The organism is Tildeniella sp. (assembly GCF_059505325.1).
On sequence record NZ_JCACKI010000009.1, the window covers coordinates 1 to 26,038 of the forward strand.

A 26,038-nucleotide genomic window follows, 5' to 3' on the forward strand; every position below is an offset into this window, starting at 1 on the left:
TGAGCTTTAGACTCAGACGAGTGAGCTTTAGACTCAGACGAGTGAGCTTTAGACTTGGACAGTTGAGCTTAGAGGTCGGACAGCCAAGCTTGGAGAGAGTACCTTTATCTTTTACTTTCTGCCCTCTACCTCTTCGCGGAAGTGAGGTGTGAGGTGTGAGGTGTATTAGCTTCTGCCTTCTGCCCTCCGCCTTCTGCCCTCTGCCTTCTGCCCTCCGCCTTCTGCCCTCCGCCTCCTCTCTTAAAGCGCCCCCGCCGCCGTCTTGTCGAAAATACTGCCCGACAGGTGAACGGTAATATTCATCGCCATCAGAACAGGCTGGATAGCAGACGTTTGGGCATAGTCGATGACGCTCACGGCTCCGTTGCCCTGCTTGAAGTTCCAGAAATGCTCTGCTCCAAGACCGAGGACATAGCAGAGAATTGCCTTATTCACTGCGTCGTGGGCAACGACCAGAGTGGTTCCTGGGTCGGGGCGGCTGGCAGCGGTTTGCACAATGCTGTCCCACGCTGCGATCGCACGATCCCATACTTGTTGGAGGTTTTCGCCATCAGGCATCTGCACCGTTTCGGGCGATCGTTGCCATTGGTGCAGCGTACCGGGATACCCCGCTTCAATCTCTGCTTCTAGCTTGCCTTCCCAAAGCCCATGGCTGATCTCTTTCAGGTTGTCCTCCAACGCCAACGGCACATTGGGATGGTGTTGGAGAATAATCTCAGCAGTTTCTTTCGGACGCAGCATCGGGCTAGTGACGGCGTAATGAATGGGGATCGCTTTGAGAAACTCAGCCGCCTGTAGCGACTGTGCGCGTCCATTTTCGTTCAGCGGTACGTCGATTTGACCCTGAAACCGCTTTTCACGATTCCAATCCGTTTCGCCGTGACGCACCAGCAGAAAGCGCGCTCCCTGCTGTCCTTTTCTAGGCTTTGGTAACGGCTCGTCCAAATGAGCAGTCAGGTTGAGCGACTCGATTTGTACCGCTTCCCCAAAGCCGCCTGCAAAGTTCAAAACGCTGATGCCGCAGTTGGACTGATGCACCGACTGGTAGCGATCGCTCGACAGCCCGATCGCGGTGCTAATCAACGCCCGATTAATGCCGCTGTGGGCAACCAACAGAACAGTTTGCCCTACATGATGCGGTAGAATTTCTCGCCAAAAGGTAGCGGCTTGCTCAAACAGCGCTGGCACCGGGTAATAGTCCGCCGCTCCAGCCACTTCAGACATGGGCATCTTGAGCTTGTGCGGCTGGGTTTGCCAGTCACGGTAGCCCTCTGGGTCTTGCTCGGCAATGTCCTTAAACAGTCTGCCTTCCCACGCGGTCAGGTTGATTTCCTTCAGGTTGTCCGTGGTTTGCAGGGGTTTTGCAGGTGGTTGCTTCAAGCGAACCAAAATGCGATCGGCAGTATCCTTTGCCCGTCGTAGCGGACTGCAATACACCGCATCAAAGGCAAGATCGCTCAGGGCGATGCCCACGCGATCGGCAGACAGTTGCCCAGTTTCGGTGAGGGTAGATTTGTCGCCGTGACCCTGCACTCGTCGTTCAACGTTAAAGCTACTCTCGCCGTGGCGGACGAGGATGATGCGGGTAGTCAGAGGTTTGTCCTCCAGTGAGTGCTCCTGAAGAATTTTACCCCGTCTGGCGCACAGCCTTTGCCCTATCTAAGCGACAATCGTTCTACGGGATCTATGATTCTTGTTTACAGTGCAGTGGTTCTAGTCGTGCTGTAGCTGCTGGCTGATAGCTGACGGCTGATAGCTATGTTTGGAGAGTTCATGACCATTAAGCGGGTAGTGTTGGTGATCTTGACGATCTTGGCGATCGCCCTCATCGGTCAAGATTTGCTGGCAAGCTGGAGTCAACCCCAGTTCCAGAGTCGGCTAGAGCTGTACCAAACCAACCTGGTGCTACAGGCAACGGAATGGCAGGGCGATGATCCAGGTTTGGTGTCAGTTCGGAAGGGGATCATTGGCGGTGAACCCGTCAAGGGTGCGACGAAGCAGTACGAAGAGCTGCGGCAGGCTACACAAAAAAATCTGGAACGGACTCAGGTGTTGCTTGCCTCGCCGACTGCCGATCCTTCACTAAAGGCATCGGTGCCGACACTAGAGCGCTTGAGGACTGAACTCGATCTAAGGCTGGGTGTCCTTCAGGTGGAGCAGGGGCAGGTTGCCAACGCACAAAAAAAATGGGCAGATGCCATTCAGCAAACCGACGGTAACGCCAGTCTGGAACCCTTAAGCAAAACGGCTGGTGTGCTGGTAGGACTCTGGAGCGATCCCCCACAACTCTTGCCTGATGCAGAACCGTCACTGAAGCAAAATCTGGATAGCTGGTTTCGCTATCGATCGCTCGTCAAGCTTTACCAACTCCAACAACGACCAGAGGCGCTGACAGAACTGCGGGCAGCACAACAGGAGACGGCAGAACGGGCATTAACCAATCTGGCGATCGTGGGCGGCATTCCTACCGTTAGTGGCTTTATTGGTGTGATCATCCTGCTCTTCCTCGCCGGTCAGTGGGTAGTGCGCCGTAAGCAATCCCTCCTTGCACCAGAGAGCATCGCACCCTGGACAGTGCCCTGGGATGGGGAAATCGTCTGGCAGGTCTTAATTTTCGGCTTTTTCCTGGTCGGACAAATTCTACTGCCGCTGGTGCTGGGCATATTGCAGCAGGCATCGGGCTTTAACCCTGCCGGGTTAAGTGAACGTGCCAGAGCCTTCTACATCCTGGCGAACTACTTGCTGCTGGCTGCTGGTGGCTTGATGGTGCTGTACGTTTCGATCAGAGCATTCTTACCGCTTCCCGAGGGCTGGTTTCAGGTCAAGCTGCGGAGCAGATGGGTGCTGTGGGGCATCGGTGGCTATTTCGCAGCGCTGCCACTGGTGATTTTGATCTCGTTGCTGAACCAAAAAATTTGGCAGGGGCAAGGCGGCAGCAATCCCATCTTGCCGATCGCCCTGGAAGGTAAAGATCAGGTCGCTTTTGCGATCTTTTGCGTGACCGCCGCGATCGCCGCGCCCATTTTTGAAGAAATTCTGTTTCGTGGCTTTTTGCTGCCTTCTCTGACCCGCTACATGCCCGTTTGGGGCGCAATTACCCTCAGCAGCTTTATTTTTGCCCTGGCACACCTCAGCCTTTCAGAAGTGTTGCCACTCATGGTATTGGGGATGGTGCTGGGCTTTGTCTACTCGCGATCGCGCAATCTTCTCTCGTCCATGCTGCTACACAGCTTATGGAACAGTGGCACATTGCTGAGCCTGTATGTGTTGGGCAGCAGCTCACAGTAGCCACAAAATTTGAGGTAAAGATAAACTTTTGTTAACTACAGGCATTCTACTGTTGGTTACGTCAGCAATGGGTGATTACTAAGTGCATCCAGCAGGCGCAGATGGCTCAACTTGCGTCATCTGGCTCACCTGGTGCCGCTGATGTTGCAACCGTTAGTCCATTTGGCACTCAATACTGAGTGGATTGTCCTGATTGCTCCTTGCAGGTGCTGAACTACTGTTCAAGCTTGTTATGGCGTGACAATAGCTGCGATCGACAAAAGAGGCGATCGAATCACTCCATCTCAGCTTTTGTAGGATGTGTTAAGCGACAGCGGTAACCATCACAACCCCTGAAAGCTCCATCTCAGTGACGACAGGACACGCTCCTGCCTTTCACTAGCTTGAGAGCTGCCTTCGACATCAGTTGTCTCTAAAAGTTGTTTCTGACGAACATTAATTGAGTTAAGTTTTCTGGGAATTCCTCCATTTAACAATTTCGACGAGTAAATTAATGATGGATTTAAGCTAGTTTGCGTTAGCTTGCTTGGAAACTGACGTGTACAACATTCTAAAAGCTATTTTTAGTGTTGGTTGAAAAAGAGCATCACTTGTACATTTTGGAGATATCAGCAATGGAGAGCTACGGATCAAATAGTCTGGAAGGTCTGCTTCAAAAAAGCTACACAGTCAAGATTGGAGAGTACGTTGGCAGCGGTTGGGAAACCTTCAAAAAGAATGCTGGCGGCTTTGTTGGCTTTACGATCGTCTTATTTCTCATCAACATCGCACTGGCAAAAATCAATGAATCTGCCTCTCCCGTTGGCTCGCTGATTAGTCTCTTAATCTCTGGTCCTCTGAACGCAGGCTTTTTGATTGTTGCATTCAAAGTATTGCGTCACCGCGAAACAGCGTTTGGTGATTTCTTTAGAGGCTTTAACAATTACCTGCCGTTGTTTCTGGTAAGCCTGGTTTCTGGAGTGCTGATCGGTCTGGGTTTCCTGCTGTTGATTATTCCTGGCATTTATCTGGCGGTTGCCTACACCTTTGCACTGCCGCTGGTGCTCGAAAAAAAGATGAACTTCTGGGATGCAATGGAGTTTAGCCGCAAGCTGATTTCCAAAAATTGGTTTTCCTTCTTCGGCTTTGCGTTTGTCCTGGTATTAATCAACTTTGCTGGTGCTTTGCTTTTAGGGGTTGGCTTGCTGGTCACCATTCCACTTTCGGTGGGCGCGATCGCGGCAGCCTACGCGGATATTGTCGGCTTACCGTCTACTAGCTCTGATCTTTAGAGGCTGATGACAATCTAGAACCTATGCAAACCTCGGAGGTTTTAACCAGGCATCGTCACCAAGCCAGTCGCTTAAACCTCCGAGGGTTTGGTCAAAATGCGTCAGTTGGCTTAAAGAAAGTTGATGTTTTTTGACCAATCACCTTCCACTTCATCTACTCTCAAGAAAGAACCCTGTAGATCCTTGTGGAAGTCCCATTGGTTTTAGACGCTACGAAACTAACCCTGTCAGCGATCGATCGCCCAACCCAAGCGATCGCTGCACCCACTCTAGAAAATGCCACCCTTGATGTCACTGGGATGCAATGCGCTGGCTGCGTGCGAACCGTCGAGCAGGCATTGAAACAGTGTCAAGGAGTCGTGACGGCAACGGTAAACCTGGCAACAGAAGTGGCAACCGTTGAGTATGAGAGCGACACCCTCGAACCATCGGTTTTAGCAGCGGCATTAACCGAAGCAGGCTTTCCGGCTCAGCTTCGCTTGTCTGCGCGTGATCTTGATGAGGTGGACTCACAAACAAGCGATCGCCTGGATCTTCAAACACTGCGGCGTGTAGAGGCGCAGCGTCAGCTTTGGCGGTTGGCGATCGCAACACTGCTCCTCCTTCTCTCTGGCATCGGACACCTCGACCAGATGAGTGGATTCAGTGTTCCCGGTCTAACGAGCCTGGGTTTAACGAACATTTGGTTCCACTGCGGTCTGGCAACGGTTGCACTTTTGGTACCGGGGCGATCGATGCTCGTTGATGGCTGGCGCGGACTGCGACGCAACGCCCCTAACATGAATACGCTGGTCAGCATGGGGACGCTGACTGCCTACCTCACCAGCCTGATCGCCTTACTCGTGCCGCAATTGGGTTGGGAGTGCTTCTTTGATGAACCTGTCATGCTCGTTGGCTTCATCTTGCTCGGTCGCACCCTGGAACAGCAAGCGAAAAATCGTGCTGCCAGCGCGTTTCAAACGTTGCTAGCGCTCCAACCAACCGTGGCGCGGTTGATGAAGGTGAGGGGGGAGCAGGGGGAGCAGGGGGAGAACGTTCACAAGCCCCACACCCCACACCCCACACCCCACACCCCACACCCCACACCCCACACCTCAGACTGCATCGAAATTCCTGCCGATCGCGTCCGTTTAGGCGAATGGCTGCAAGTGTTGCCAGGAGACAAAATTCCCGTTGATGGCGAAGTGGTGATCGGGCAAACGACTGTGGACGAGTCGATGCTAACGGGTGAGCCGCTGCCCGTTTTGAAGCAGCCTGGAGATTTGGTCACAGCAGGAACGTTGAACCAGACGGGCACGATCGCCCTCCGTGCGACCCGTACTGGCAACGAAACCACGCTGGCACAAATTATTGCCCTGGTAGAAGCCGCTCAAACCCGCAAGGCACCCATTCAAAACCTGGCAGATACCGTCGCTGGCTACTTCACTTATGGAGTGATGGCGATCGCGGCGCTTACCTTCCTGTTCTGGTACTTCATCGGCAGTCACCTTTGGGGCGACGCTCTGATGCAGACTGGGCACTGGGCAATGAGCGCTGGGCACACAATGGCTCACTCCTCACCCCTCACCCCTCACTCCTCACCCTTAGTTCTCAGCCTCAAACTCGCGATCGCGGTTCTCGTCGTGGCTTGCCCTTGCGCCCTTGGTCTTGCTACACCTACCGCCATTCTCGTTGGCTCCGGCATTGGTGCAGAACGGGGATTACTCATTCGCGGTGGCGATATCTTAGAGCGCGTCCACCAGCTAGACACGATTATTTTTGACAAAACGGGTACGCTCACTACAGGTAAGCCCGTTGTGACAGACTGTATTTTGCTTGAAAGCGATGGGTCAGCGGTCAGCGGTCAGCGGTCAGCAGTCAGCGGTCAGGATCAACTCGAAATCGCTCATCACCCCCTCACCCCCTCACCCCCTCACCCCCTCCCTTCCTCCCTCACCCCCTCACTCCTCCTCCAACTGGCTGCCAGCGTCGAGAGCGGCACACGCCATCCGCTGGCGATCGCAATTCAGCAGCAGGCACAGCAGGAAGCGCTTTCGTTATTGCCTGCGAGAGACTTTGTTACCGCACCAGGGTTGGGTGTTGCAGCGATCGTGACCGTGCCAACAGAGGCAGCTACGGAGACGGTATCCGTTGCGATCGGCACTCAAGAGTGGCTGGCACAGAACGGTGTGTTGGCTAACGATGCGGCAGGAATGCAAGACTTACTTGACGTTGGCAAGACAGTTGTGTATGTAGCCGTGAATGGTCGTCTGGTAGGGCTAATCGCGGTGACAGATACCCTTCGACTGGATGCTGTCGAAGCCATTGCCGCCTTGAAGCAGATGGGTCTTAAGGTCATGCTGCTGACGGGCGATCGACCTGAGACAGCCGCTGCGATCACTCAACCGCTGCAACTCGAGCCAGAGAACATTCTGGCGAACAGGCTACCTGATGGCAAAGCACAGGCGATCGCTCAACTGCAAGCGCAGGGGCACAAGATTGCGATGGTTGGCGATGGCATCAACGACTCGCCAGCCCTGGCTCAAGCAGATGTTGGGATTGCCATGCACTCTGGCACTGATGTCGCTGTGGAAACGGCAGGCATTATCCTCATGCGCGATCGGCTGACTGATGTGGTGGAGTCCATGCGGTTGAGCAAGGCAACGTTCAACAAAATCCGTCAGAACCTTTTCTGGGCGTTCGTTTACAATATTTTGGGTATCCCTCTGGCAGCGGGATTGTTATTGCCAACGGCTAATTTTTTGCTCAGTCCGGCGGCGGCAGGCGCTATGATGGCATTTAGTTCCGTTAGTGTCGTGACCAATTCCCTGTTGCTGTATCTCACCTTTCCTGCATTGAAGCGACCTGGAACCGCCAGGTAGTTTGTTGTAGCCTCGGTAAAGCTTGTGTCTGCATTGTCTGTATCAAGTAAACCAACAGCTTTCTAGGGTCTCATGTCCTCAGAACCTCACCAAAGCCACTTGCTGATCGTTGAAGACGATAATGGACGGCGCAGCGTCGTGCTGGAAGAGTCCGAGTACGCGATCGGCAGAGATCCAACCTGCGATATTTGCCTGGAGTCTTTGTTTGTCTCCCGCCGCCATGCTACTTTGTTGCGTTTGCCAAATGGCGATGGCACTTTCAGCTACCGCATTGTTGACGGCGATTTGGAAGGCAGACGAAGCTCAAACGGGTTTCTAGTGAATGGGTATCGTCTTCGCAAGCACAACTTGCAAAATGAAGACGAGGTTGTCTTTGGACCGCAAGTACGCGCTATTTACTATCTGTGTCAGCGTGATGCCGTTGTCACTGTGCCCTGTGACGAATTTGACATTACGTTGATTAGCCCAGGGATGATCAGTGACACTGATGCAAGCAGGCAGAAGCGCCGATCGCTGAACTTACCCGCTTCTTTGCAGAGGCAACAGCCACGTCGATCCCTCTTGAAGTTAAGACGCAAGCGCCTCCCCGACTGATTGCTGGGCATAGGCAATAGCAAGCCTTGATGAAACCTTCGTAGAGGCTAGACTAAACGCGTTTAGTCTTTTGCTTGACAATTGGGGCATACTCTGATTGGCGGCTGCTTGTCATGAGTTTTACTGCAGACGTTATGATGGCAAAATCAGGTCTGTCAAGTTTGTTACGAACTGCTGATTATCGCCTTGCATCGACTAAGCTGGCTGGAAGTAGAGTGAATTTGCTTAACGGTCAGTGATCCGACTCAACCACCACTTCGACTCAATCACGTCACGTATTGTTCAATGCCTTCAGAACCGCATCAAAACCATTTGCTGATTATTGAAGACGACAAAGGACGGCGCGAATTTGTCCTGGATGGTCCCGTCTATTCGATCGGCAGAGACCCAAAATGCGATATTCGCCTCGTTTCTCAATTTGTTTCACGCCGTCATGCCACACTGGTACAGCTTCTTAACGATAATGGCACCTACTATTACCGCATCGTGGACGGTAATCTTAAAGGCAAGTCCAGCGCCAATGGTCTGCTAGTGAATGGGCGCAAGCTTCAAGCGCACGATCTGCAAAATGAGGATGAGGTTGTCTTTGGACCGCAAGTGCGTGCGATCTATTATTTGCTGAAACGAGACGCGATTATGACAGTGCCTCCCGATGAATTTGACATCACGCTGATTAGCCCCAACATGATCGGCGATCCAGAGGATTAGCCAATCGACCTTAACTGATTGAGTCAATCGGTCGATCGCTACGCAGACTGTACTTCAAACGCCAGCTTTTACCATACTGATATGGCTGCGTTGGGCGATCGCGCTGAGCCGAAAATTTTGAGACGGGACAAAGGTAATGCCGCGCCGTGATGGTTTAACGGTTCCCTGCGTTGTCGCCACCAGGTCATAGCAGGACAGAACGGTTGCCAGCACTAGCTTCATCTCATACAGCGAAAATGCCGCACCAATGCAACTCCGTGCCCCGCCGCCAAAGGGCATAAACTCGGAGGGAGAAAATTTTTGGTGGAGAAAACGGTCTGGCTGAAACTGCTCTGGGTTGGGATAAGTTTGAGCGCGACGATGTGCCAGATAGATGCAAGGAATCAGAATTGTGCCAGGGTTGAAGGTGTGGTTCCCAATTTCTATCGCTTCTTTAACCTTGCGCGGTTGGGAAATCAGGGCGATCGGGTAAATCCGCAGCGACTCTTTGCAAACGGCAGTGAGGTAGGGCAGTTGTGCCAGGCGATCGGGGTCTGCTTCGGTGCCCACTGTTTCTAGCTCGTGCCGCAGTTGCTCTAGCACCGATCGCTCTTCATGCACCCAATAAAATGCCCATGACAGAGCTGATGCGGTCGTTTCGTGCCCTAACAGTAACAGCGTCATCAACTGATCGCGCAATTCCTCATCGGTCATTCCTTGCCCCACTTCATCACGGGCAGATAGCAGCAGCGTCAGCACATCCTCACGGGATGGATCAAACTTTGCCCGACGCTCTTGAATTTCGGCATAGACCAGCGCATCAATTTGCTGCTGCTGTCGCAAAAACGCGCCCCACGGACTCCAACGCCCCAAATTTTGCTGCAACAACGGGAAGAAAAATTGACTGGAGTAAAGGGACGAGGTAATGGATTCTAATAGGGAATGCAGCAGTTGCTTGAGCTGCTGATACCGACTCCCCGGAGTCATGCCGAAGACAACGCGCAAGATCACCTGAAGGGAGATTTCGGACGTGGAGACTCGAATGGAGAACGGTTGATGCAGCGTCCAGTCGGCTATGACCTGGCGGGTAATGTCACAGATGAGTTGACCGTAGGTTCGCATTCGATCGCCATGTAGCGGTGGCATCAAAAGCTGCCGTTGCCGCTGGTGTCGATCGCCATCCAGCATAATAAGAGACCGATCGCCTGTAAGCGGTCGAAACACGTGGGTTACTTTGCCCAACTCAAACCGACCACTGGGAGCCGTAAAAATCTGCGCGATCGCGGCTGGATCGCCAAAAAAGACGACAGGTGGCGACTGCCAACCCAACACACGCGTCGTAAACGTATCACCATAGCGCTGGGCGCAGCGATCCAAAAAACCGATCGGGTCTGAAACCAGCGCCAGCGTTTGCAGGAGTGAGGGCGTAGACGAACCCTCTGGTAGGTGGATCAAACTCATCGCGATCGAAGGTAAGAGGCTAAGGACTAAAGGCTAAAGGTAAGAACGAATAATGGGGTATCAGTTTCATTATGTTTCTCACGGCAGTCGTGAGTTGCCAGTGGTGCTATTTTTGCATGGTTTTCTGGGCAGTGGTGCCGATTTTGACAGGGCGATCGCCCACCTGGTCAACCAATTTTGCTGTCTCGCCGTTGATTTGCCTGGTCATGGGCAGACGGTGGTGAACGGTGAAGCTGATCTCTACACCATGCCTCAAACTGCCAGCGCGATCGTGTCCTGGCTGGATGAATTGCAGCTTTCTCGCTGCTTTCTCGTCGGCTACTCAATGGGTGGGCGCTTGGCACTCTATCTGGCACTGCACTTTCCCCAACGTTTTCCTAAAGTGGTGCTAGAGTCCGCGTCCCCTGGTTTGCGAACCGAGGCGGAACGGAGGGCACGACTACAGCACGATCGCAACCTGGCAGAGCAGCTTGAAGCCGATTTTTCCTCCTTTCTGTCCGATTGGTACAGCCAACCGTTATTTCAGACGTTGCGACACCATTCTGCTTTTCTTCAAATCCAAGAGCAGCGATCGCGCAATCGTCCGTCGGAGCTAGCAAAAGCACTGCGCTTTCTGAGTACAGGCTTGCAACCCTCACTTTGGGAACCGCTGCAACGGCACGCGCAACCGCTTTTACTACTGGTGGGAGGGGACGATCGCAAGTTTTGCACACTTAATCAAGCGATGACTGCTGTCTGCTCAGCGGCTCAACTACACGTCATTCCTGGCTGCGGTCACGCCATCCATCTTGAGGACGCAGCAGCATTTGCACAAGCTGTACAAGCATTCTTGCGGTGATTGACTTGCATGGTGAATAGTACCGCTTTATGAAGTTTACTTACAGATAAATCTAGCCTTGAGCAAGCTTCTTAAGAATTTTGCGTTAGCGCCGATCCAGCCAGTCTCATCTTCGAGTACAACGGTAAACAGATCAGGGTGTCTCCGGACGAACAGACTATCCTGGTAGCATGAGGCAGAGCGCAAACGCATGAAGAAAGTTCTGTTCATCCTGGGCGAACTGGATGACGATGACATTGACTGGGTAATTGAAACAGCCGTTCGACAAGACGTTCTTGCCGGAACAGTGCTGATTCACGAAGGGCAACCGATCGACACTCTCTATATTTTGCTGGAAGGGACGCTAAGCGTTTCAGTTGCGGCAATGGGCGATCGTGAAATTGCCAAACTGACCAGTGGTGATGTCGTTGGCGAAATGTCGTTCATCGACACGCGTCCGCCCTCTGCAACCGTTACTGCGACCCAACTATCACTCGTCCTCTCTCTCCCAAGAGAACAGCTTGCGACCAAACTTCGTCAAGATGTCGGCTTTGCTTCCCGGTTTTATCGCGCGCTCGCTATTTTTCTTTCCAATCGACTGCGTGTAACCGTCAATCAACTCGGCTATGGCAGCAACAACCAGTTTGAAATGACCGACCTGACGAGAGATGACCTGACGCGGGATGCAAAAGACAACGTGGCTCTGGCGGAAACTCGGCTTGACTGGCTGCTGAGACGGCTGAAGGGACGGTAGAAGGAGGCTAAAGGCTAAAGTGGATATCACAAACCTTACATCTTCTACTTCACTCCCCACTCCCCACTCCCTACTCCCTACTCCCCACTCCCCTCTGGAACCTTTTAATTTCTCACCGAGTCTAGAAAGCATCCGGCACACATATTTTGGGGTGATCCCTTATGGTTAACTTTAGTCGATGGCAGTCTAAGACGGCTCTTGTACTTGCTTTGGGTATGGGTTCAAGCGCGATCGCACCGCTGACGATCGCCACTAGCGCCACTGCTAACCCGGCTCCTTATACCGTGGCGCAGCTCTTTCCTTCGCAACAGTCTCCCCGTCGGGTTGAGATTCCAGCGGGCACAAGGCTGCCGATTCGCTACGATGGCGCTGAAAAGGTCGTGGTCTCGCCCACCGAAACCAGCCCTCTAACGCTGCTGCTTGCTAGAAATATTCGTTCTTCTTCTGGTGAAATCCTGGTGCGATCGGGTAGCCAGATTAGAGGCGAACTCAGACCTGTAGATGGTGGCTCCCAGTTTTATGGTCAAGAGATCACCTTGACGGACGGAACAGTGGTGCCAATTGATGCGACATCTGAGGTTGTGACCAAAACACAGGAGATTGTTCCTGGCACGAATACAGATGCGGTTTTGAAGGGGGCTGCGATCGGTGCTGGTGCTGCCACAATCATTTCTGGAGTCACAGGCAAAAAACGCATCACTCTTGGCAAAATCTTGATTGGGGGCGGAGCGGGTGCTTTAGGCGGGTTGATCTTTGGCAAAAAACGAGCGGATGTAGTGGTAGTTAACCCCAATACTGACCTCACGTTGACGCTAAACTCTCCGTTGGCATTGCGTTAATGTTGCCTGGTTAAAAAGCTACAGTAGCGGGATGCAATCTCCGATGCTCTCTCTTTCGGTTTGTCTGAATGATGTTTATTTATCTCCAGAGAGGGACAGTAGAACCAGTCACCCCTGGTAAATTATTAGTGTGCTGAGATAGTGAGGCGAACAACACAGTCTCCTGAAGCCAACGGCATTTTTCTAACATTAACCAAGGAGATCATCATGAGTCTAGAAGATAGAGTTAAGGCAACTGCTAAAAACATTGAAGGCAAAATTCAAGAAGCAGTTGGCGATGTCACTGGCGATCCTCAAACCAAAGCTGAAGGGCAGGCAAAGCAAGCAGAAGCGGAAGGTCGGCATACCGTCGAAGATGTGAAAGATAACGTTAAGAAAGTCATTGACTAGAGCATGACGTAATCATCGTTCAGGCTTATTAACTGAAAGTCTAGGCAGCAACAGATTGCCTAGACTTTTTGTTGATAAGCAGATACGACCAATGATAAAAAACTGCCGTAACCAGTCACTTTGAGAGACTGTTGGAGTGAAATCAGAACCTCAATCCAGGCATTTTCGCAGTCGCGTTTTAGTCGTCGAATACTTTAGTCATCGAATAGGTTTTAGATGACCTTCAAATGCTTAATCATTCTTCTCCAGCAATCCTAAGAGGTTGTCTTCAAAGTAATCTGGCAATTAAAACCGCGACTCCAGCCGCCAACGCTACAAAGAATTGGACTTTTCAAACATCCTCTAAAGACCCTACTTTCTTAAACAGTTGGGGGTCTTGGTTAAAGCGATCGCGTCACACATCCAGCATTTCTATACTGCTTGCTTCTAGCGGTAAAAATACCGTCATCACCTCGCCTTGCTGCGGTCGATCGCGCACGACGAGCTTGCCACCCAATGCTTGAAAGAGGCTTTTTGTCACAGCGAGATTAAGGCTAAGGCTGCCCGTCTCTGGTTGAAACATGAGTAGCTGTCCGAGCGATCGCAGCAGGGGTCGGTGATGCTGTCGAGCGGCAACCGCTGCATCTGGCTCGGATTGGAGCTGCACCTTAAGTTGATCGCCCGCCAGCATCACTTCGACTTGAATATGACTACCGCCCGGAAGGCTACGTGTGAAGCGTTCAATAAGGCTGGTAAGGACCTGGTCTAGCATCGTCGGATCGCTAACAACAGTCGGCATCTGGGGTGGAAGCACAACATCTAGAGTGAGCTGTCGCTGGCTCGCCTGCTGCTGCCAACGGGGAATGCTTTGCTGGAACATCTGCGCCAGCGATGTGCGTGTCAGCGACATCTTGTCGTGGTGAGCGGGCGACGTTTGTAGTTCAACAGCCCGAAAGATTAAGCCAAAGCGATCGATTTGTTCGCTGCATTCACGATCGATAATGCTCAGACGCTTCAACGCATCGGGAGGGAGATCCGTACGCTTGAGCAGCGATCGCGTGAGGGTACGAATGGTCGTGAGAGGTGTGCGAATCTCGTGGGCAAGTGCCTGTAAGAGTTCAACATCTGGAGTGGTAGGGTGAGGCGAAGGCAGCGGAGGATACGGTGTTGAGTCAATCAGAGCTTGCGTTGTCGCGTCTCTGCGCTTTGGCGATGCTTGACCGTGCTTTACCACTTCTTGCTTAGACGCGATATTGTGCTGACCGTCAGCTTTTTCAGGACGTATTTCTTCCAGCGGTTCTGGCAGATGTGCCAGCATCAAACGACTGAATTGCATCACCGTTGCGTAGTCAGGTGCTACAGGTACAAATTGCTCCGCTAAGGCATCCAACTGTTCGATCTGGTCAGCATTCATGAGCAAAATACGGGGGCGAATCGCGTTCCACGCTTGCTGTACCACTTCTGGTACAAACGAAAACATAAACGAAGGCGCGCTCTGTAGCGATTCTCCTAAGACCAAGACCAGGCTGAATTGAGGCGTTAATACCAGGCAGAATTGCTCTGCTGCCAAGGGGTCACCAGGCAGTAGGGGTAAAGCAGACGTGATTGGTTTCTCTGAAACGGTTGCATCTGAAGCCGTTGGATCTGAAGTGGTTGCGTCTAAGCCTGTCACGACTGTTTTTTCGATCGCGGGGAGCAGTTGTAGCGGTAGCCATGCGGCAACGTGTAACGGGTTGGCGGTCAGTGACCAGGTCGCAAAATTGCAGATTAATGCAGGGTCGCTAAGGACTGGCAGCGGACCTGACAGAACAAACCCATGTGTCGCTTGTTGTGGGTCGGTCGCTTCCGCCATGACTACAGCTTTTTGCAGCAGGATGTTAAGAGCGGCGATCGCCCCAGTCCACTCACGCTCTGCCCTTACTCGCTGTAGTGCCGAGCGGTTTGAGCGGTAGTGTCCAAGCGACTCCGTTTCGCTCGATCGAGACGGTAACGGCTCAAACTGACCCATCCAGGTCGGATCGTTCAGCGCCAGAATTTCACTTAACGTTGGCAGTAACCACTTAGGCACAAAGTTCACTTCCACTTAGGGATACCCGCCGTTAGGATACCCCTCCTCATAACTCCTACTATGACGGTATCTAGATTATTGCTCAAAGTGGAGTCGTGGAACCGAACCGATGAGGTGACGATGTCCGGTGAGGTAGAGGTGAGGGAAGAGGAGTAAGGGGAGAGAGGTCAGAAGGCAAAATTCACTTCTCACTCCTCACTTAATGCCCTGCCGCACCACCTTGCTGCTTTGACTCTTTTATAGCCGCAGCCATATTTGTTAGGACGGAATGCAGGGGTGAAACCCCCTTTGGCTTGAGCGCTCAGGTCGAAAGCTGGCTGGGGGCAACGCCTCCACCCCCTTTTGATCCCAATGTCCTAGCGTCTTGGCGACAGCTATATTTTCAGAACACGGTCTTCTTCGAGTGCCATCAATTGCTGGCTTGGTTTGCTCTACCGTCTTACAGTAGAAGCCGGACTTACCGTAAAAAACGGGGCGGGGTCAGCCAAAATAAAGTGCTGTTGCCCACAAGAGACTGCTCAGGTAACGCCAACCCAATGACACCCGCTTTTTTCAGGCTCAAAGCACCTCTTGCTTCACCCCACACGAGCGTTTCTGCCCAGGTGCTTAGATTCGGTTCGTGCCCAACTAAAGCAAGGGTAGTAGCGTCTGGCGATCGCCCATCCTGCAACCACTCTAGCCATTCCTCCAGCTTGCCACCAGGAGCGAGATGCGAAGACACTTGCACCGTCTGTGATAACATTGCCTCCAGCAAAATGTCTGCTGTCTGCCGCGCCCGTACCAGTGGACTGGTCAGAATCAAGTCAAACCGTAACGTCAATGCATGAAGGCGTTGTGCAACCTGTCGTGTCTTTTGCTTGCCTTCAGCAGTGAGTGGACGCTCATCATCGTTGGCATAGCTGCCATGCTCCCCAGCAATGCCATGACGAATGAGATAAAGATCAATGGATGACATAAAAGCTAAAGGATAAAGGATGAAGGCTAAGAAAATGGCTCAAACTGCTATAAAATCTTGTTTCTCAAGTGGCAAAGGCATGTAAAGCGGGTCATCTGCAACAGACAACAGGCATAGTTTTTATCCTTTAGCCTTTATCGTTCATCCTTTCTTTTCTGCTTAACTCACCCCATTGGGATAGTGCTGGTCTGGGTTAACCAATCGCAGCAGCTTTTGTTTCACTTGAGCATCGAAGACACCCCATTTCATCTTGGCGTATTCAGAGCTTTCAGTAAAACCGGAGAGGAAGCCGAGGGGAATTTCAAAGCCGCCTGCCTGCGATCGACCGCCCCCGAAGAAACGCCCTTGAGCATCCTGCCCGAACGATTCTTTGATAAATTCATCAGGGTCTAGCGTTAGCTTGTTGGTGCGTAAGGAGCCAATGACGACCTCCAATTCTTCGTCTTCATCGTGAACAATGCCGTAGACAACTGCCGTGTGGACGTTTTCTTCGGTCACGAGAAAGTCCGCTGCCTGGGGAATCGCATCCCGATCGTCGTAGCGCAGATAACCGACACCCGCGATCGAAAAGTTGTTTTGCACAATGCGATTTTTGAGCGCTCGCTCAATGACATCCATGACCTGGCGCGATCGGGATGATTGCAGGACGGCATTGAGCAACTGAGCGTCATAAAAACGGCTCAAGTAGGCAGCAGCCAGAAAATCCTCTTCCCCAGCCTGTCTTAACGCGTTCGTATCCGATCGTAAGCCGTGCATCAGCGCCGTTGCACACTTCACATGCTCGCTGGTGTTGCTGTCAAGCTTGAGCAACCCAGCCTGGAGATACTGCGTCAGGATGGTTGCGGTAGCGCGAGTGTAGGGACGAATATCCACAAACTCGGCGTTGATGTCTCCCTGCATACTGTGATGATCAATAACAACCGTAATAGGAATGCCAGCCTGCAACACAGACGGTAACAGTTGGCTGGTGGTTCCCTGATTGTCTAAAAGAGCGCAGCCCTGATATTTTGATAGATCCCGGCTTTTCAGGGTTTGCGGTGTTTGGCGCTGCACAGGCAAGTTGGTTAGCTTGACCAGCGCAATGTTTTCTTGGTGACTGAGAGTGCCTGCGTAAACCATGTCGCACTGGATGTCGTACTTCTGAGCGATGAGCTTGTAAGTCCAGGCAGACGAAAGCGCATCAGGGTCAGGAAAATCCTGAAGTACCAGCAGGTGTCGATCGCCTCGGTGCCGCTCCAACGTCTGCCGAAAGGCTTCTACCTTATGAATTTGCTCGGAAGAACGAGGAATATCGTAGCCAAAGGGCTGCACTGACTGTTGTGGCAGTGGCTGCTGAGGGGATATTACGGTTGGTGGTGAGGCAATCTGCTCAACCCCGTTCGGCATTGCAGCGACCGTGAGCGGGTGTGCTTCTGTGAGCATCACCAGATTGTCAAGGGAAGGAGGCGAATCGTGCATGTTTGGTTAAAAGGTGGATGAAGCTGAGCTTCTGTGCGATCGTCTTACCACTCTCACAAGCAGAGGGAGTAAAGCGATCGAGACTACTTCGATCTTCGCAAAAAAAACGCTAAACGTCATAAGCCAAACGCTATATTTCTGCTTCTATAGACGATCGTCTGCCAGACGATCGTCTGGCAGATTGAGCGGGCTTGTGACCGATGGTGAATGACTGCAAATTCACGACTGGTTACTAGAGTGTTTTCCAGCTCAGCATTCGCTCTGCTCCCAGTACAAACGCTTAAATACCAATCACGTATTTACGCCACTCTTGATTCACTCCATTCTTAAGATGTTTGGTGACTTCAAAATAAAGACCGCTGTAGGGTTTGCGGGGTGCAAATTGAAGCAGCATGTTGGCTTCTTTGGGTGTGCGATTGCCTTTCTTGACATTGCAACGCACACAGGCAGTGACAATATTTTCCCAGGAATCGCCACCACCACGCGATCGAGGTATGACATGATCCAGTGTGAGATCATCGCCCGTGTAGCCACAGTACTGGCAGGAATGACTATCGCGATGGAGGAGGTTGCGGCGGGTCAGCGGAATTTCTTTGTAGGGAACGCGGACATAGTGACGCAGCCGAATCACTGTTGGCAGAGGAAAGTCAGAATAGATGTACTTGCCGTTGTGTTCAACCTGCTCTGCTTTGCCTTTAATTAGCAAAACCACTGCCCTGCGCCAGCTCGTAATGTTGAGCGGTTCGTAGGACGCATTCAGCACCAGAACCTTGCCCATGTGTGATTCTGTTGAAACAAGAGTTTAACAGATGGTAACACAGGTGACACGTAGAGGATCGGTGTGAATGGGATCAAGAATGGGATGACTGAGGAGCTTGAGGCTATGAAGTCATAGGAGCCGTAAGTTTTGATGCCAATGCCTTCTATTGACTTAGCTTTCTACCTGCTCACCACGATCGGTGATCCTCTACTTTCCGTCTCCGCATCGGTTAACCTTTCTTTTCACCTGAGAGTTTGATTGAATTACTGCAATTCTCGCTACTTTTTGGCGTTAATTTTCCAGGCTTGGAAATCAAATTGCGCGTTTTGTCAATGAATCCTCACAACGGGCGGCTATATTGATTATTAGGTTTTCAGAGACAAATGCCCCACACATACGGTGAATCATATGAACTTGATCTATGGCGCACAAAAATTTGAGTACACGCCTGCCCCCGCTAAACTTGCGTCTCCTCGTGCAATCAACTGGAGACATCAAATTCCAGGAATGATCTATAGCCCAACTCCAAGCCTACGCCGCCCGACACTTCAACCACGTGCCGTCAACTGGCGTTATCAGCTACCGTAGGAAACTTTAACCAGCAGAACAAGCCCACTTTACTCACCTGCAGCAAAAGTGGGCTTTATTGTTGCTGTGGGTTTGCTGTGGAACAGTTTGTAGAGTCAAACGGAGAGAGTGTATTGGTCGTCGAGGAGCCTGGTTTGGTGTAAATTGCGATCAAGTGACCTGAAACTACCAGTAGTCGGTACTTGATTGAACTATGTCTCAACCACCTAGCCTTGTAAATCAATTTCGCTGCTTTGGCGGCACCGTTGGTTTCTATAGCCATCCGTCATCTGCCTGCAATGGGACGATGAAGTTCGCGGTCTACTTGCCACCCCGATCGCAGTCTGAACCCCTACCTGTGCTGTATTTTCTGTCGGGGTTGACCTGTACGGAAGAGAACTTCATGACGAAAGCAGGCGCACAACCGTTCGCGGCAAAGTACAACGTGATTCTTGTCGCACCGGATACCAGTCCGCGTGGTGCTGGCATTCCGGGCGAAGATGACGACTGGGATTTTGGCACCGGAGCTGGATTCTATGTCGATGCAACAGAGGAGGCGTGGCGATCGCACTACCAAATGTATAGCTACGTCACGCAAGAGTTACCTGCATTGGTTGCGGCAAATTTTCCCGTTAGAGCCGATCGACAAGGGATCTTTGGGCATTCGATGGGCGGACATGGTGCGTTAGTCTGTGCGCTACGAAATCCAGAGCAGTATCGATCGGTGTCTGCGTTTGCGCCGATCGTCGCGCCCATACGTGTGCCCTGGGGACAAAAGGCGTTTACTAATTACCTTGGAGTTAATCAGGAGGCGTGGCGATCGTACGATGCCAGCGAACTTGTTCTCACCACTCAACTCCAGCATCCTATCCTGATCGATCAGGGCATGGCAGATACGTTTCTCGAAAAGCAACTGATGCCAGAAGTGTTTGAGCAAGCGTGCGCTAAGGCAGGACAACCGCTAACGCTACGAATGCAAGACGGCTATGACCATAGCTACTATTTCATCTCCACCTTTATCGAAGACCACATTCGCCATCACGCGGAGATTCTGTGGCGTTAGGGAGATCCCCGACTTCTTGAAGAAGTCGGGGATCTGGTTCTCACAAAAAAGCTGATCGATTAGCGTTTGCGTTCTCGATCAGCCTGGATGTTAAGGAGCGGTCAACTTAGCAACGATCGCCACTAAACCTACTTAGATTCAGTGAAGTCAGCGTCGATTACGTCATCGTCTGCACCACTGGAGGGAGGGGTCGGACCACCCATATCAGGACCACCCGGAGGAGGAGCACCTGCATCGCCACCTGCTTGCTGATAGAGGTTGCTGCTGATGCTGTAGAGCGACTGTTGTAGTTCGCCCGTCAGTGTCTTGATTTGGTCGAAGTCTTCTTTGGCGATCGCATCACGCAGATCCTTGATGAGTCCTTCAACTTTGGTCTTGTCCGCTTCGGGTACTTTGTCGCCCAGTTCATTGATTTGCTTCTCAGCCTGGTAGGTCAGCGAGTCTGCCTGATTTTTCAGGTCGATTTTCTCACGCCGCTCTTTGTCAGCCGTGGCGTTTTGCTCAGCTTCGCGTACCATGCGCTCCACATCGTCTTTCGGCAAGGTCGAGGCACCTGTAATGCTGATCGACTGCTCCTTGCCCGTGCCCTTATCCTTAGCAGTGACGTTGAGGATACCGTTCGCGTCAATGTCAAAAGTGACTTCGATTTGCGGTACACCACGAGGCGCAGAGGGAATGCCATCAAGACGGAAGACACCCAAATCTTTGTTGTCGTTCGCCATTTCGCGCTCACCCTGGAGAATGTGGATTTCCACATTGCTCTGACCATCTACTGCTGTTGAGAAGACTTCCGACTTCTTGGTAGGAATGGTCGTGTTGCGTGGGATGATTTTGGTCATCACGCCGCCCAAGGTTTCCACACCCAGAGACAGTGGAGTAACATCCAACAACAGAATGTCTTTGACTTCACCAGACAGTACACCTGCTTGTACAGCAGCACCGACAGCAACCACTTCATCGGGGTTTACAGTCTGATTTGGCTCTTTGCCGAGAACGCGCTTCACCAGGTCTTGCACAGCAGGAATCCGGGTGGAACCACCGACCAGCACGACTTCTTCAATGCTGCCTTTGTCAAGTTTGGCATCACGCAGGGCATTCTCAACGGGGATACGGCAGCGATCGATCAGATCAGCGCAGAGTTCTTCAAACTTCTGGCGAGTCAGCGTGGTGTCCAGGTGCTTGGGACCGTCCTGAGTCGCGGTGATGAAGGGTAGGTTTACTTCCGCTTGAGTGACGCTGGAGAGTTCGATCTTTGCCTTTTCTGCTGCTTCGGTCAGGCGTTGCAGTGCCTGCTTGTCTTTCCGCAGGTCGATACCTTCTGCCTTACGGAACTCTTCTGCCAGGTAATCCACGATCTTCTTGTCGAAGTCATCGCCGCCCAAGTGGGTGTCGCCAGAGGTCGATAGCACTTCAAAGACCCCATCGCCCACTTCCAGGATGGATACGTCAAACGTACCGCCACCTAAGTCAAAGACGATGATCGTTTCGTTACTTTTTTTATCCAAGCCATACGCCAAGGAGGCAGCGGTTGGCTCGTTGATAATCCGCAGCACTTCCACGCCTGCAATTTTACCTGCGTCTTTGGTTGCCTGACGCTGCGAGTCGTTGAAGTAAGCGGGTACAGTGATCACTGCCTGCGTCACTGTTTCACCCAGGTACTTGCTGGCATCTTCGACCAGTTTCCGCAACACTTGCGCGGAGATTTCTTCGGGTGCATATTGCTTGCTAGCAGCGGGGCAATCTAGCTTGACGTTATTGTTAACGTTCAAAACTTTGTAAGCAACTTCGGTTGCTTCGTGCGTGATTTCGTCATAGCGACGACCGATAAACCGCTTCACCGAATAGAAGGTGTTTTCGGGGTTCATCACCGCCTGACGCTTGGCGATCTGCCCAACGAGACGATCGCCATTCTTAGCGAACGCGACTACAGAAGGGGTGGTACGAAAGCCCTCGGCGTTGGCAATGACAGTGGGCTTACCACCCTCCATCACCGCGACGCACGAGTTGGTTGTACCTAAGTCAATTCCAACAACTTTTGCCATGAGTGCTTCGGCTCCATCAAATGTACGAAAATAATTACAGGGGGTGGCGTTAGCCAGTCAGCCAGAGCAGGTAAGCGCGATGGTTCAGAGTCGAGCGGTCAGCAAGGATGCTACCGATGCCACCGAATGACGCACAATGCGCCTTCCTACTCCTTCTATACTGATTGCGATTGATGCTCTAATGAAGGCGTGTTTACCGAACCTACGGTTGGACGGTTGGAGAAGAAAAATATAAAGGATGTAGCTTGCTTCTCCGAAGGAGTAAGCTAAAGACTAAAAATTCTTAGCCTTCAGCCTTCAGCCTTTAACGTTTCTTACGCTGCTTTTTCCGACCAAAGGTCATCAGTTTGAGCGGTGCTGCTTGCATTAGGAGCATCCTTAGAAGCAGCTTCTAGCGCTGGTTCAGCGGCTGCTTCAGTCAGGTTGACTTTGACGACTGTAGGACGATCGCTCACCACTTTAGGCAAGGTCAGTGTCAAAATACCATCGGTGAAATCGGCTTTAACCTGGTCGTTTTGAATAGCGACGGGTAAGGGAACGACACGACGGAAACTGCCGTAGCGAAACTCAGACCGGAAGAACTTGCCGTCTTCGTGCTGGGTTTCTGCACGATACTCACCAGCGATAGAAACGCCTTCGCGGGTCACTTGAATGTCCAAGTCTTTGGCATCAATGCCGGGGAGTTCAGCGCGAAGCACAAAGGCATCGTCGATCGCTTTGAGTTCGATCGCGGGTGTCCAGGTTTTGGCAACAGGGGAAGCAGTACGACTGACGGGGGGCAGATCAGCAAACAATTGATCGAGTTGACGGCTTAAAGTTTCGACTTCTTGCCAGGGTTGCCAACGAATGAGTGACATAGCGGGATTACCTCTTAAAAGTGATGGGGTTTGAGGAATAAGGCGCTGTGTTGCGCGAGGCGAAAATCTGTAGCGTTGTAACATCTAAAGTTGAGAGAGTGGTAGAAAAAGCTGGCGATGCTGTTAGTAAAGCGATGACTTAATCAGTTGCTTTGCTGTTAGCGCCAATGAATCTAATGTAAGGCAGCCAGAGCGTTACAACATTGGGGCAAACCGCCAGAGCACAGTTGTAGTTACCGACTGAGAACTGTGTCTTAGTGCCTTCTTCTGCTTCGGCAAACCGTAGTCTAGGGTGGGTTTTCCGAAGTAATCGATCGCGCATCAGAGTGAGCTGTATTGCTTTAGGGTAGATTGGTGTTGCTTGAGCATTTCGTTTCTAGAAAGCGCCCAAGACGGAAGGTTTGTTGCTTGTTGCTTGCTCAGATTTAGGTGGTTCTATTTAGGTAAGGAGAGGCATGACTTCTTGTATGCAAGGCTTTCAGAGCATACAACTAACCTTGTAGACTGGAAGTACCCTGGCTTTTTTCATACATTTGCAGCTACGCAGCCAAGCCGTTGACGAAATAATCGGCACGGTAACTTCTGCGGCAGATACTTGCATCGTTCCACGGGTTAGTCAATCAATGAACTTCAGGCTGCAAGGAGATTTCAGCCATCCTTACCCGTTTAGCATTACCATGATTTCGGCTATCTTTTTGGGTGTGAAGCACGGTGATCCAGAGATGTTTCGTTTGGAGCATGTCCCTCGCGTTGGTGACACTGTGGTGATTAACGCATCAATTTATTGGGTGAAAGAAGTGCGATGGCATTTGTACCCAGTAGGGCAACAACCAACCAACGTTACTGTTTATATCGAGCATATCAAGGACTTTCGATAGTCTGGCAGTCCGATCGCGCCCTTACCGAATGTTGGCTTGAGGACGGTAGGACGGCAAAGGAGCACCATCTACCATTACTCAATCACCTTTTAAGGGGAAGGTGTTATCATTCATCGCGTTTAGGGTTGCCGCAGTGAGGTTAGATTGAGAAAAATTATTTGGGCTTGCTGGCTGCAAGGCATCGAAAAGGCTCCCAATGTTGTACAACGATGCCTCGGTAGCTGGAGCGATCTCAACCCAGGGTGGGATTTGCGTATCTTAAATGCCAAAACGCTGAGGCATTACATTGACATCAATGAAATCGTTGACCTTCAGCAGCAGCAGGTAACCCATGCTTCTCTGTCAGATATTATTCGCATACTGCTTCTGCACGAGTATGGTGGTGTGTGGGTTGATGCGACCACGTTGTGCAATATCCCCCTCGACGATTGGGTTAGCGAAGCCGCCGCGACAGGATTCTTCGCCTTTGAAAAGCCAGCACCCGATCGGCTGCTCTCAAGCTGGTTCTTGGTTGGCGATCCTTTCAACCCGCTAATTCAGACTTGGGCTGCGGCAACGGCACAATACTGGGACTCAATCGACACTTCAACCGACTATTTCTGGTTTCACCATCTATTTTCTGAACTTGTTACCTGTGATGCTGCTTTCAAGGCAGCGTGGGAGAAAGTACCGCGCCTTAGCGCACAGGGTCCGCACGCTCTGCAAGCAAACGGACGGTTGTATCGATCGGCACACGAGGTTGAACACGAGATCGATTGGTCAACACCACTTTTCAAGTTAACGTATCGCTTAGATGACACTCAATATCGCCCTGACTGCTTACTACACAAGGTATTGGATCGACATCAGCCTGTCGCTTCACACACAACCTCTGATCAAGAGGATCTCGCTGAGGTGCCAACGTTCGGATCAATCTCTGTCGCTACCGAAAATTTGGGCGACCATATGCAAATCCTGGCATCTCACGCACTGCTAAAACGGCTTGGTCAAACACCGTCGGTGTTCATTGACCGAGACAACGAGATCGCTTCACGGGCTGATCTGGACAATGCTGTTGGCAAGATTCCGATTATTTTGAATGGCTGGTTCAAGACCAACCCGGCTGCATGGCCCCCTCACGCAGCGCTAGACCCGCTTTACCTCGGCTTTCACATCCGTTTGTTCCAGTCACCATCGCTGGTAGGAGCAGCAGCAATCGAACACTACAAAAACTATGCACCGATCGGCTGCCGAGATGTGTATACACAGGCACTGTTAGCAAAGCACGGTGTGCGATCGTTCGTGTCTCACTGCTTAACGCTGTCGTTGCCAAGACGCTTGGCTAAGCCGCAAGACCAAACCGAGGTGTTTGTCGTCTCTCGTGATGAGCGTATCCGCCAGTGCATACCAACTGAAGTCGGACCGTACACCTTTATCAACCATTACTCCGGTTGCCATGATTTCAGCCACAACATGAATCTGGCGACATCGCTCCTCAGCACCTACCGCGATCGGGCGCGGTTGATTGTCACTACGCTATTGCACTGTGCCCTACCAGCGATCGCTATGGGCATTCCGGTGGTCGTATTTTATCCATTGAATAGCGACCAGATGCACGCCTCTGATAGGGAGCGTTTTTCGTCTCTTGAGCGCCTGCTCCGCGTCTTCACGTTTGACCAAGCTGCCGATGTTGATTGGCACGGAGCACTGGTCGATGTCGTTAATATCAAACTGCGTCTCCTCGACGTGCTTTTAGCAAAGGCGAAGACGTGGCGGTTGCCCAACCCCGAACCGATCGCTCCGATCGCTCCGTCACATATATTGCCCCTTCCAGATCAACAGAGTCTCTCTAGCTATCTCGCTCAGCCAAAGCGCCTGATGAATTTGGCGGCTGCTGGGGTGCCAGACAGGGAACGCTGGGGGAACCCGCAAAGCTACAAGTCAGCCTGGGGTAGCCGAGCCGCTCTGGCAGCTACATTCATTCCGCCAGGTGTAAGCCTCTTTGAAATTGGTGTCGGGGGCGGGCAGTTTCGGGATCTGGTTGCACAATCCTGCGGTTACCTGGGAGCGGATCTTGAGCCGATCGCTCCTGGTACGATCCGACTTGACCTCGACAATGATCCGCTTCCCGATCAGGTGTTTGACTTTATTGTGCTGCTTGGTGTCTTTGAATATTTACATCACACCCACGCTGTTGCCGACAAACTGGCTCAGGGTACGCGTAACCTGCTGATCTCATATTGTTGCGTGTTAAGCGATGCTACTAAGTCCTCCGTTCTGCCGATCCGCCGTTCGCGTGGATGGGTCAATGAGTACACACGGCAAGAGATAGTCTACCTCTTTGCACTTCGTGGACTGGCTTTTGTTCATGAGGTTCCGTGCAACAATGCTGATGACTTCCAGCAAATCATCATGCACTTCAGACGGCATTAATCGAAGCCTTTACTCGAAGACCCAAAACACATGCCCA

20 protein-coding genes and 1 pseudogene are annotated in these 26,038 nt (G+C 51.8%); 13 read left to right on the forward strand and 8 right to left on the reverse strand.

Annotated elements, in window-relative coordinates; all coding sequences use genetic code 11:
• Positions 1 to 240: 240 nt before the first annotated feature.
• Complete coding sequence (locus AC5JO6_RS04000) at positions 241 to 1,593, reverse strand: histidine phosphatase family protein (RefSeq protein WP_496079854.1); 1,353 nt, start codon at positions 1,591 to 1,593, stop codon at positions 241 to 243.
• Positions 1,594 to 1,773: 180 nt separating this feature from the next.
• On the opposite strand from AC5JO6_RS04000, the gene AC5JO6_RS04005 reads away from it, so the two are divergent.
• From AC5JO6_RS04005 to AC5JO6_RS04025, 5 genes are all read left to right on the forward strand, one after another.
• Positions 1,774 to 3,288, forward strand: coding sequence for a CPBP family intramembrane glutamic endopeptidase (locus AC5JO6_RS04005; RefSeq protein ID WP_496079753.1), 1,515 nt, complete (start codon positions 1,774 to 1,776; stop codon positions 3,286 to 3,288).
• Positions 3,289 to 3,902: 614 nt separating this feature from the next.
• Positions 3,903 to 4,559, forward strand: coding sequence for a hypothetical protein (locus AC5JO6_RS04010; RefSeq protein WP_496079754.1), 657 nt, complete (start codon positions 3,903 to 3,905; stop codon positions 4,557 to 4,559).
• 224 nt (positions 4,560 to 4,783) lie between these two features.
• Complete coding sequence (locus AC5JO6_RS04015; RefSeq protein WP_496079855.1) at positions 4,784 to 7,420, forward strand: heavy metal translocating P-type ATPase; 2,637 nt, start codon at positions 4,784 to 4,786, stop codon at positions 7,418 to 7,420.
• A 72-nt stretch (positions 7,421 to 7,492) separates the two neighbouring features.
• Positions 7,493 to 8,014: an FHA domain-containing protein gene (locus AC5JO6_RS04020; protein WP_496079755.1), complete on the forward strand. Its 522-nt coding sequence runs from the start codon at positions 7,493 to 7,495 to the stop codon at positions 8,012 to 8,014.
• Positions 8,015 to 8,299: 285 nt separating this feature from the next.
• The gene (locus AC5JO6_RS04025; protein ID WP_496079756.1) at positions 8,300 to 8,722 is read left to right on the forward strand and encodes an FHA domain-containing protein; all 423 of its coding nucleotides are present in this window, start codon (positions 8,300 to 8,302) and stop codon (positions 8,720 to 8,722) included.
• Between the two features lie 54 nt (positions 8,723 to 8,776).
• On the opposite strand, the gene AC5JO6_RS04030 is transcribed toward AC5JO6_RS04025, so the two are convergent.
• Positions 8,777 to 10,162, reverse strand: a complete 1,386-nt coding sequence (locus AC5JO6_RS04030; protein ID WP_496079757.1) for a cytochrome P450 — start codon at positions 10,160 to 10,162, stop codon at positions 8,777 to 8,779.
• A gap of 52 nt (positions 10,163 to 10,214) precedes the next feature.
• Here AC5JO6_RS04030 and menH point away from each other — a divergent pair, with 52 nt between their 5' ends.
• From menH to AC5JO6_RS04050, 4 genes and pseudogenes are all read left to right on the forward strand, one after another.
• Positions 10,215 to 11,000 carry a 2-succinyl-6-hydroxy-2,4-cyclohexadiene-1-carboxylate synthase gene (gene menH / locus AC5JO6_RS04035; protein WP_496079758.1) on the forward strand — a complete coding sequence of 262 codons (786 nt, stop codon included), beginning with the start codon at positions 10,215 to 10,217 and terminating at the stop codon, positions 10,998 to 11,000.
• A 187-nt stretch (positions 11,001 to 11,187) separates the two neighbouring features.
• Positions 11,188 to 11,733 (forward strand): annotated as a pseudogene (locus AC5JO6_RS04040) (cyclic nucleotide-binding domain-containing protein); the annotation flags it as partial.
• 161 nt (positions 11,734 to 11,894) lie between these two features.
• A complete protein-coding gene (locus AC5JO6_RS04045) occupies positions 11,895 to 12,572 on the forward strand; it encodes a hypothetical protein (protein WP_496079759.1) in 678 nt (225 codons plus the stop codon).
• 207 nt (positions 12,573 to 12,779) lie between these two features.
• Positions 12,780 to 12,962, forward strand: coding sequence for a CsbD family protein (locus AC5JO6_RS04050; RefSeq protein ID WP_496079760.1), 183 nt, complete (start codon positions 12,780 to 12,782; stop codon positions 12,960 to 12,962).
• Between the two features lie 394 nt (positions 12,963 to 13,356).
• Here AC5JO6_RS04050 and AC5JO6_RS04055 read toward each other — a convergent pair whose 3' ends face one another.
• The 4 genes from AC5JO6_RS04055 to AC5JO6_RS04070 all read right to left on the reverse strand — a co-directional run bounded on the left by AC5JO6_RS04055 (position 13,357) and on the right by AC5JO6_RS04070 (position 18,200).
• A complete protein-coding gene (locus tag AC5JO6_RS04055; RefSeq protein WP_496079761.1) occupies positions 13,357 to 15,009 on the reverse strand; it encodes a sensor histidine kinase in 1,653 nt (550 codons plus the stop codon).
• Positions 15,010 to 15,466: 457 nt separating this feature from the next.
• Entirely contained in the window at positions 15,467 to 15,955 is a 489-nt protein-coding gene (gene sixA / locus AC5JO6_RS04060; RefSeq protein WP_496079856.1) for a phosphohistidine phosphatase SixA, read from the reverse strand.
• A gap of 168 nt (positions 15,956 to 16,123) precedes the next feature.
• Positions 16,124 to 17,422, reverse strand: a complete 1,299-nt coding sequence (locus tag AC5JO6_RS04065) for a DHH family phosphoesterase (protein WP_496079762.1) — start codon at positions 17,420 to 17,422, stop codon at positions 16,124 to 16,126.
• A 280-nt stretch (positions 17,423 to 17,702) separates the two neighbouring features.
• Complete coding sequence (locus tag AC5JO6_RS04070) at positions 17,703 to 18,200, reverse strand: HNH endonuclease (RefSeq protein WP_496079763.1); 498 nt, start codon at positions 18,198 to 18,200, stop codon at positions 17,703 to 17,705.
• 390 nt (positions 18,201 to 18,590) lie between these two features.
• Between AC5JO6_RS04070 and AC5JO6_RS04075 the strand changes: the two genes are divergently transcribed.
• Positions 18,591 to 18,770 carry a hypothetical protein gene (locus AC5JO6_RS04075; protein WP_496079764.1) on the forward strand — a complete coding sequence of 60 codons (180 nt, stop codon included), beginning with the start codon at positions 18,591 to 18,593 and terminating at the stop codon, positions 18,768 to 18,770.
• 193 nt (positions 18,771 to 18,963) lie between these two features.
• Entirely contained in the window at positions 18,964 to 19,812 is an 849-nt protein-coding gene (gene fghA, locus AC5JO6_RS04080; RefSeq protein ID WP_496079765.1) for an S-formylglutathione hydrolase, read from the forward strand.
• A gap of 128 nt (positions 19,813 to 19,940) precedes the next feature.
• Here the strand turns inward: fghA and dnaK are convergent, their stop codons facing one another.
• Together dnaK and AC5JO6_RS04090 are read right to left on the reverse strand one after the other, a co-directional pair.
• Entirely contained in the window at positions 19,941 to 21,854 is a 1,914-nt protein-coding gene (gene dnaK, locus AC5JO6_RS04085) for a molecular chaperone DnaK (protein ID WP_496079766.1), read from the reverse strand.
• A gap of 314 nt (positions 21,855 to 22,168) precedes the next feature.
• The gene (locus AC5JO6_RS04090; RefSeq protein WP_496079767.1) at positions 22,169 to 22,711 is read right to left on the reverse strand and encodes an Hsp20/alpha crystallin family protein; all 543 of its coding nucleotides are present in this window, start codon (positions 22,709 to 22,711) and stop codon (positions 22,169 to 22,171) included.
• Between the two features lie 623 nt (positions 22,712 to 23,334).
• Here AC5JO6_RS04090 and AC5JO6_RS04095 point away from each other — a divergent pair.
• Together AC5JO6_RS04095 and AC5JO6_RS04100 are read left to right on the forward strand one after the other, a co-directional pair.
• On the forward strand, positions 23,335 to 23,589 hold the full coding sequence (locus AC5JO6_RS04095) for a hypothetical protein (protein ID WP_496079768.1): 255 nt from the start codon (positions 23,335 to 23,337) through the stop codon (positions 23,587 to 23,589).
• A gap of 144 nt (positions 23,590 to 23,733) precedes the next feature.
• Complete coding sequence (locus AC5JO6_RS04100; protein ID WP_496079769.1) at positions 23,734 to 26,001, forward strand: capsular polysaccharide synthesis protein; 2,268 nt, start codon at positions 23,734 to 23,736, stop codon at positions 25,999 to 26,001.
• Positions 26,002 to 26,038 lie beyond the last annotated feature (37 nt).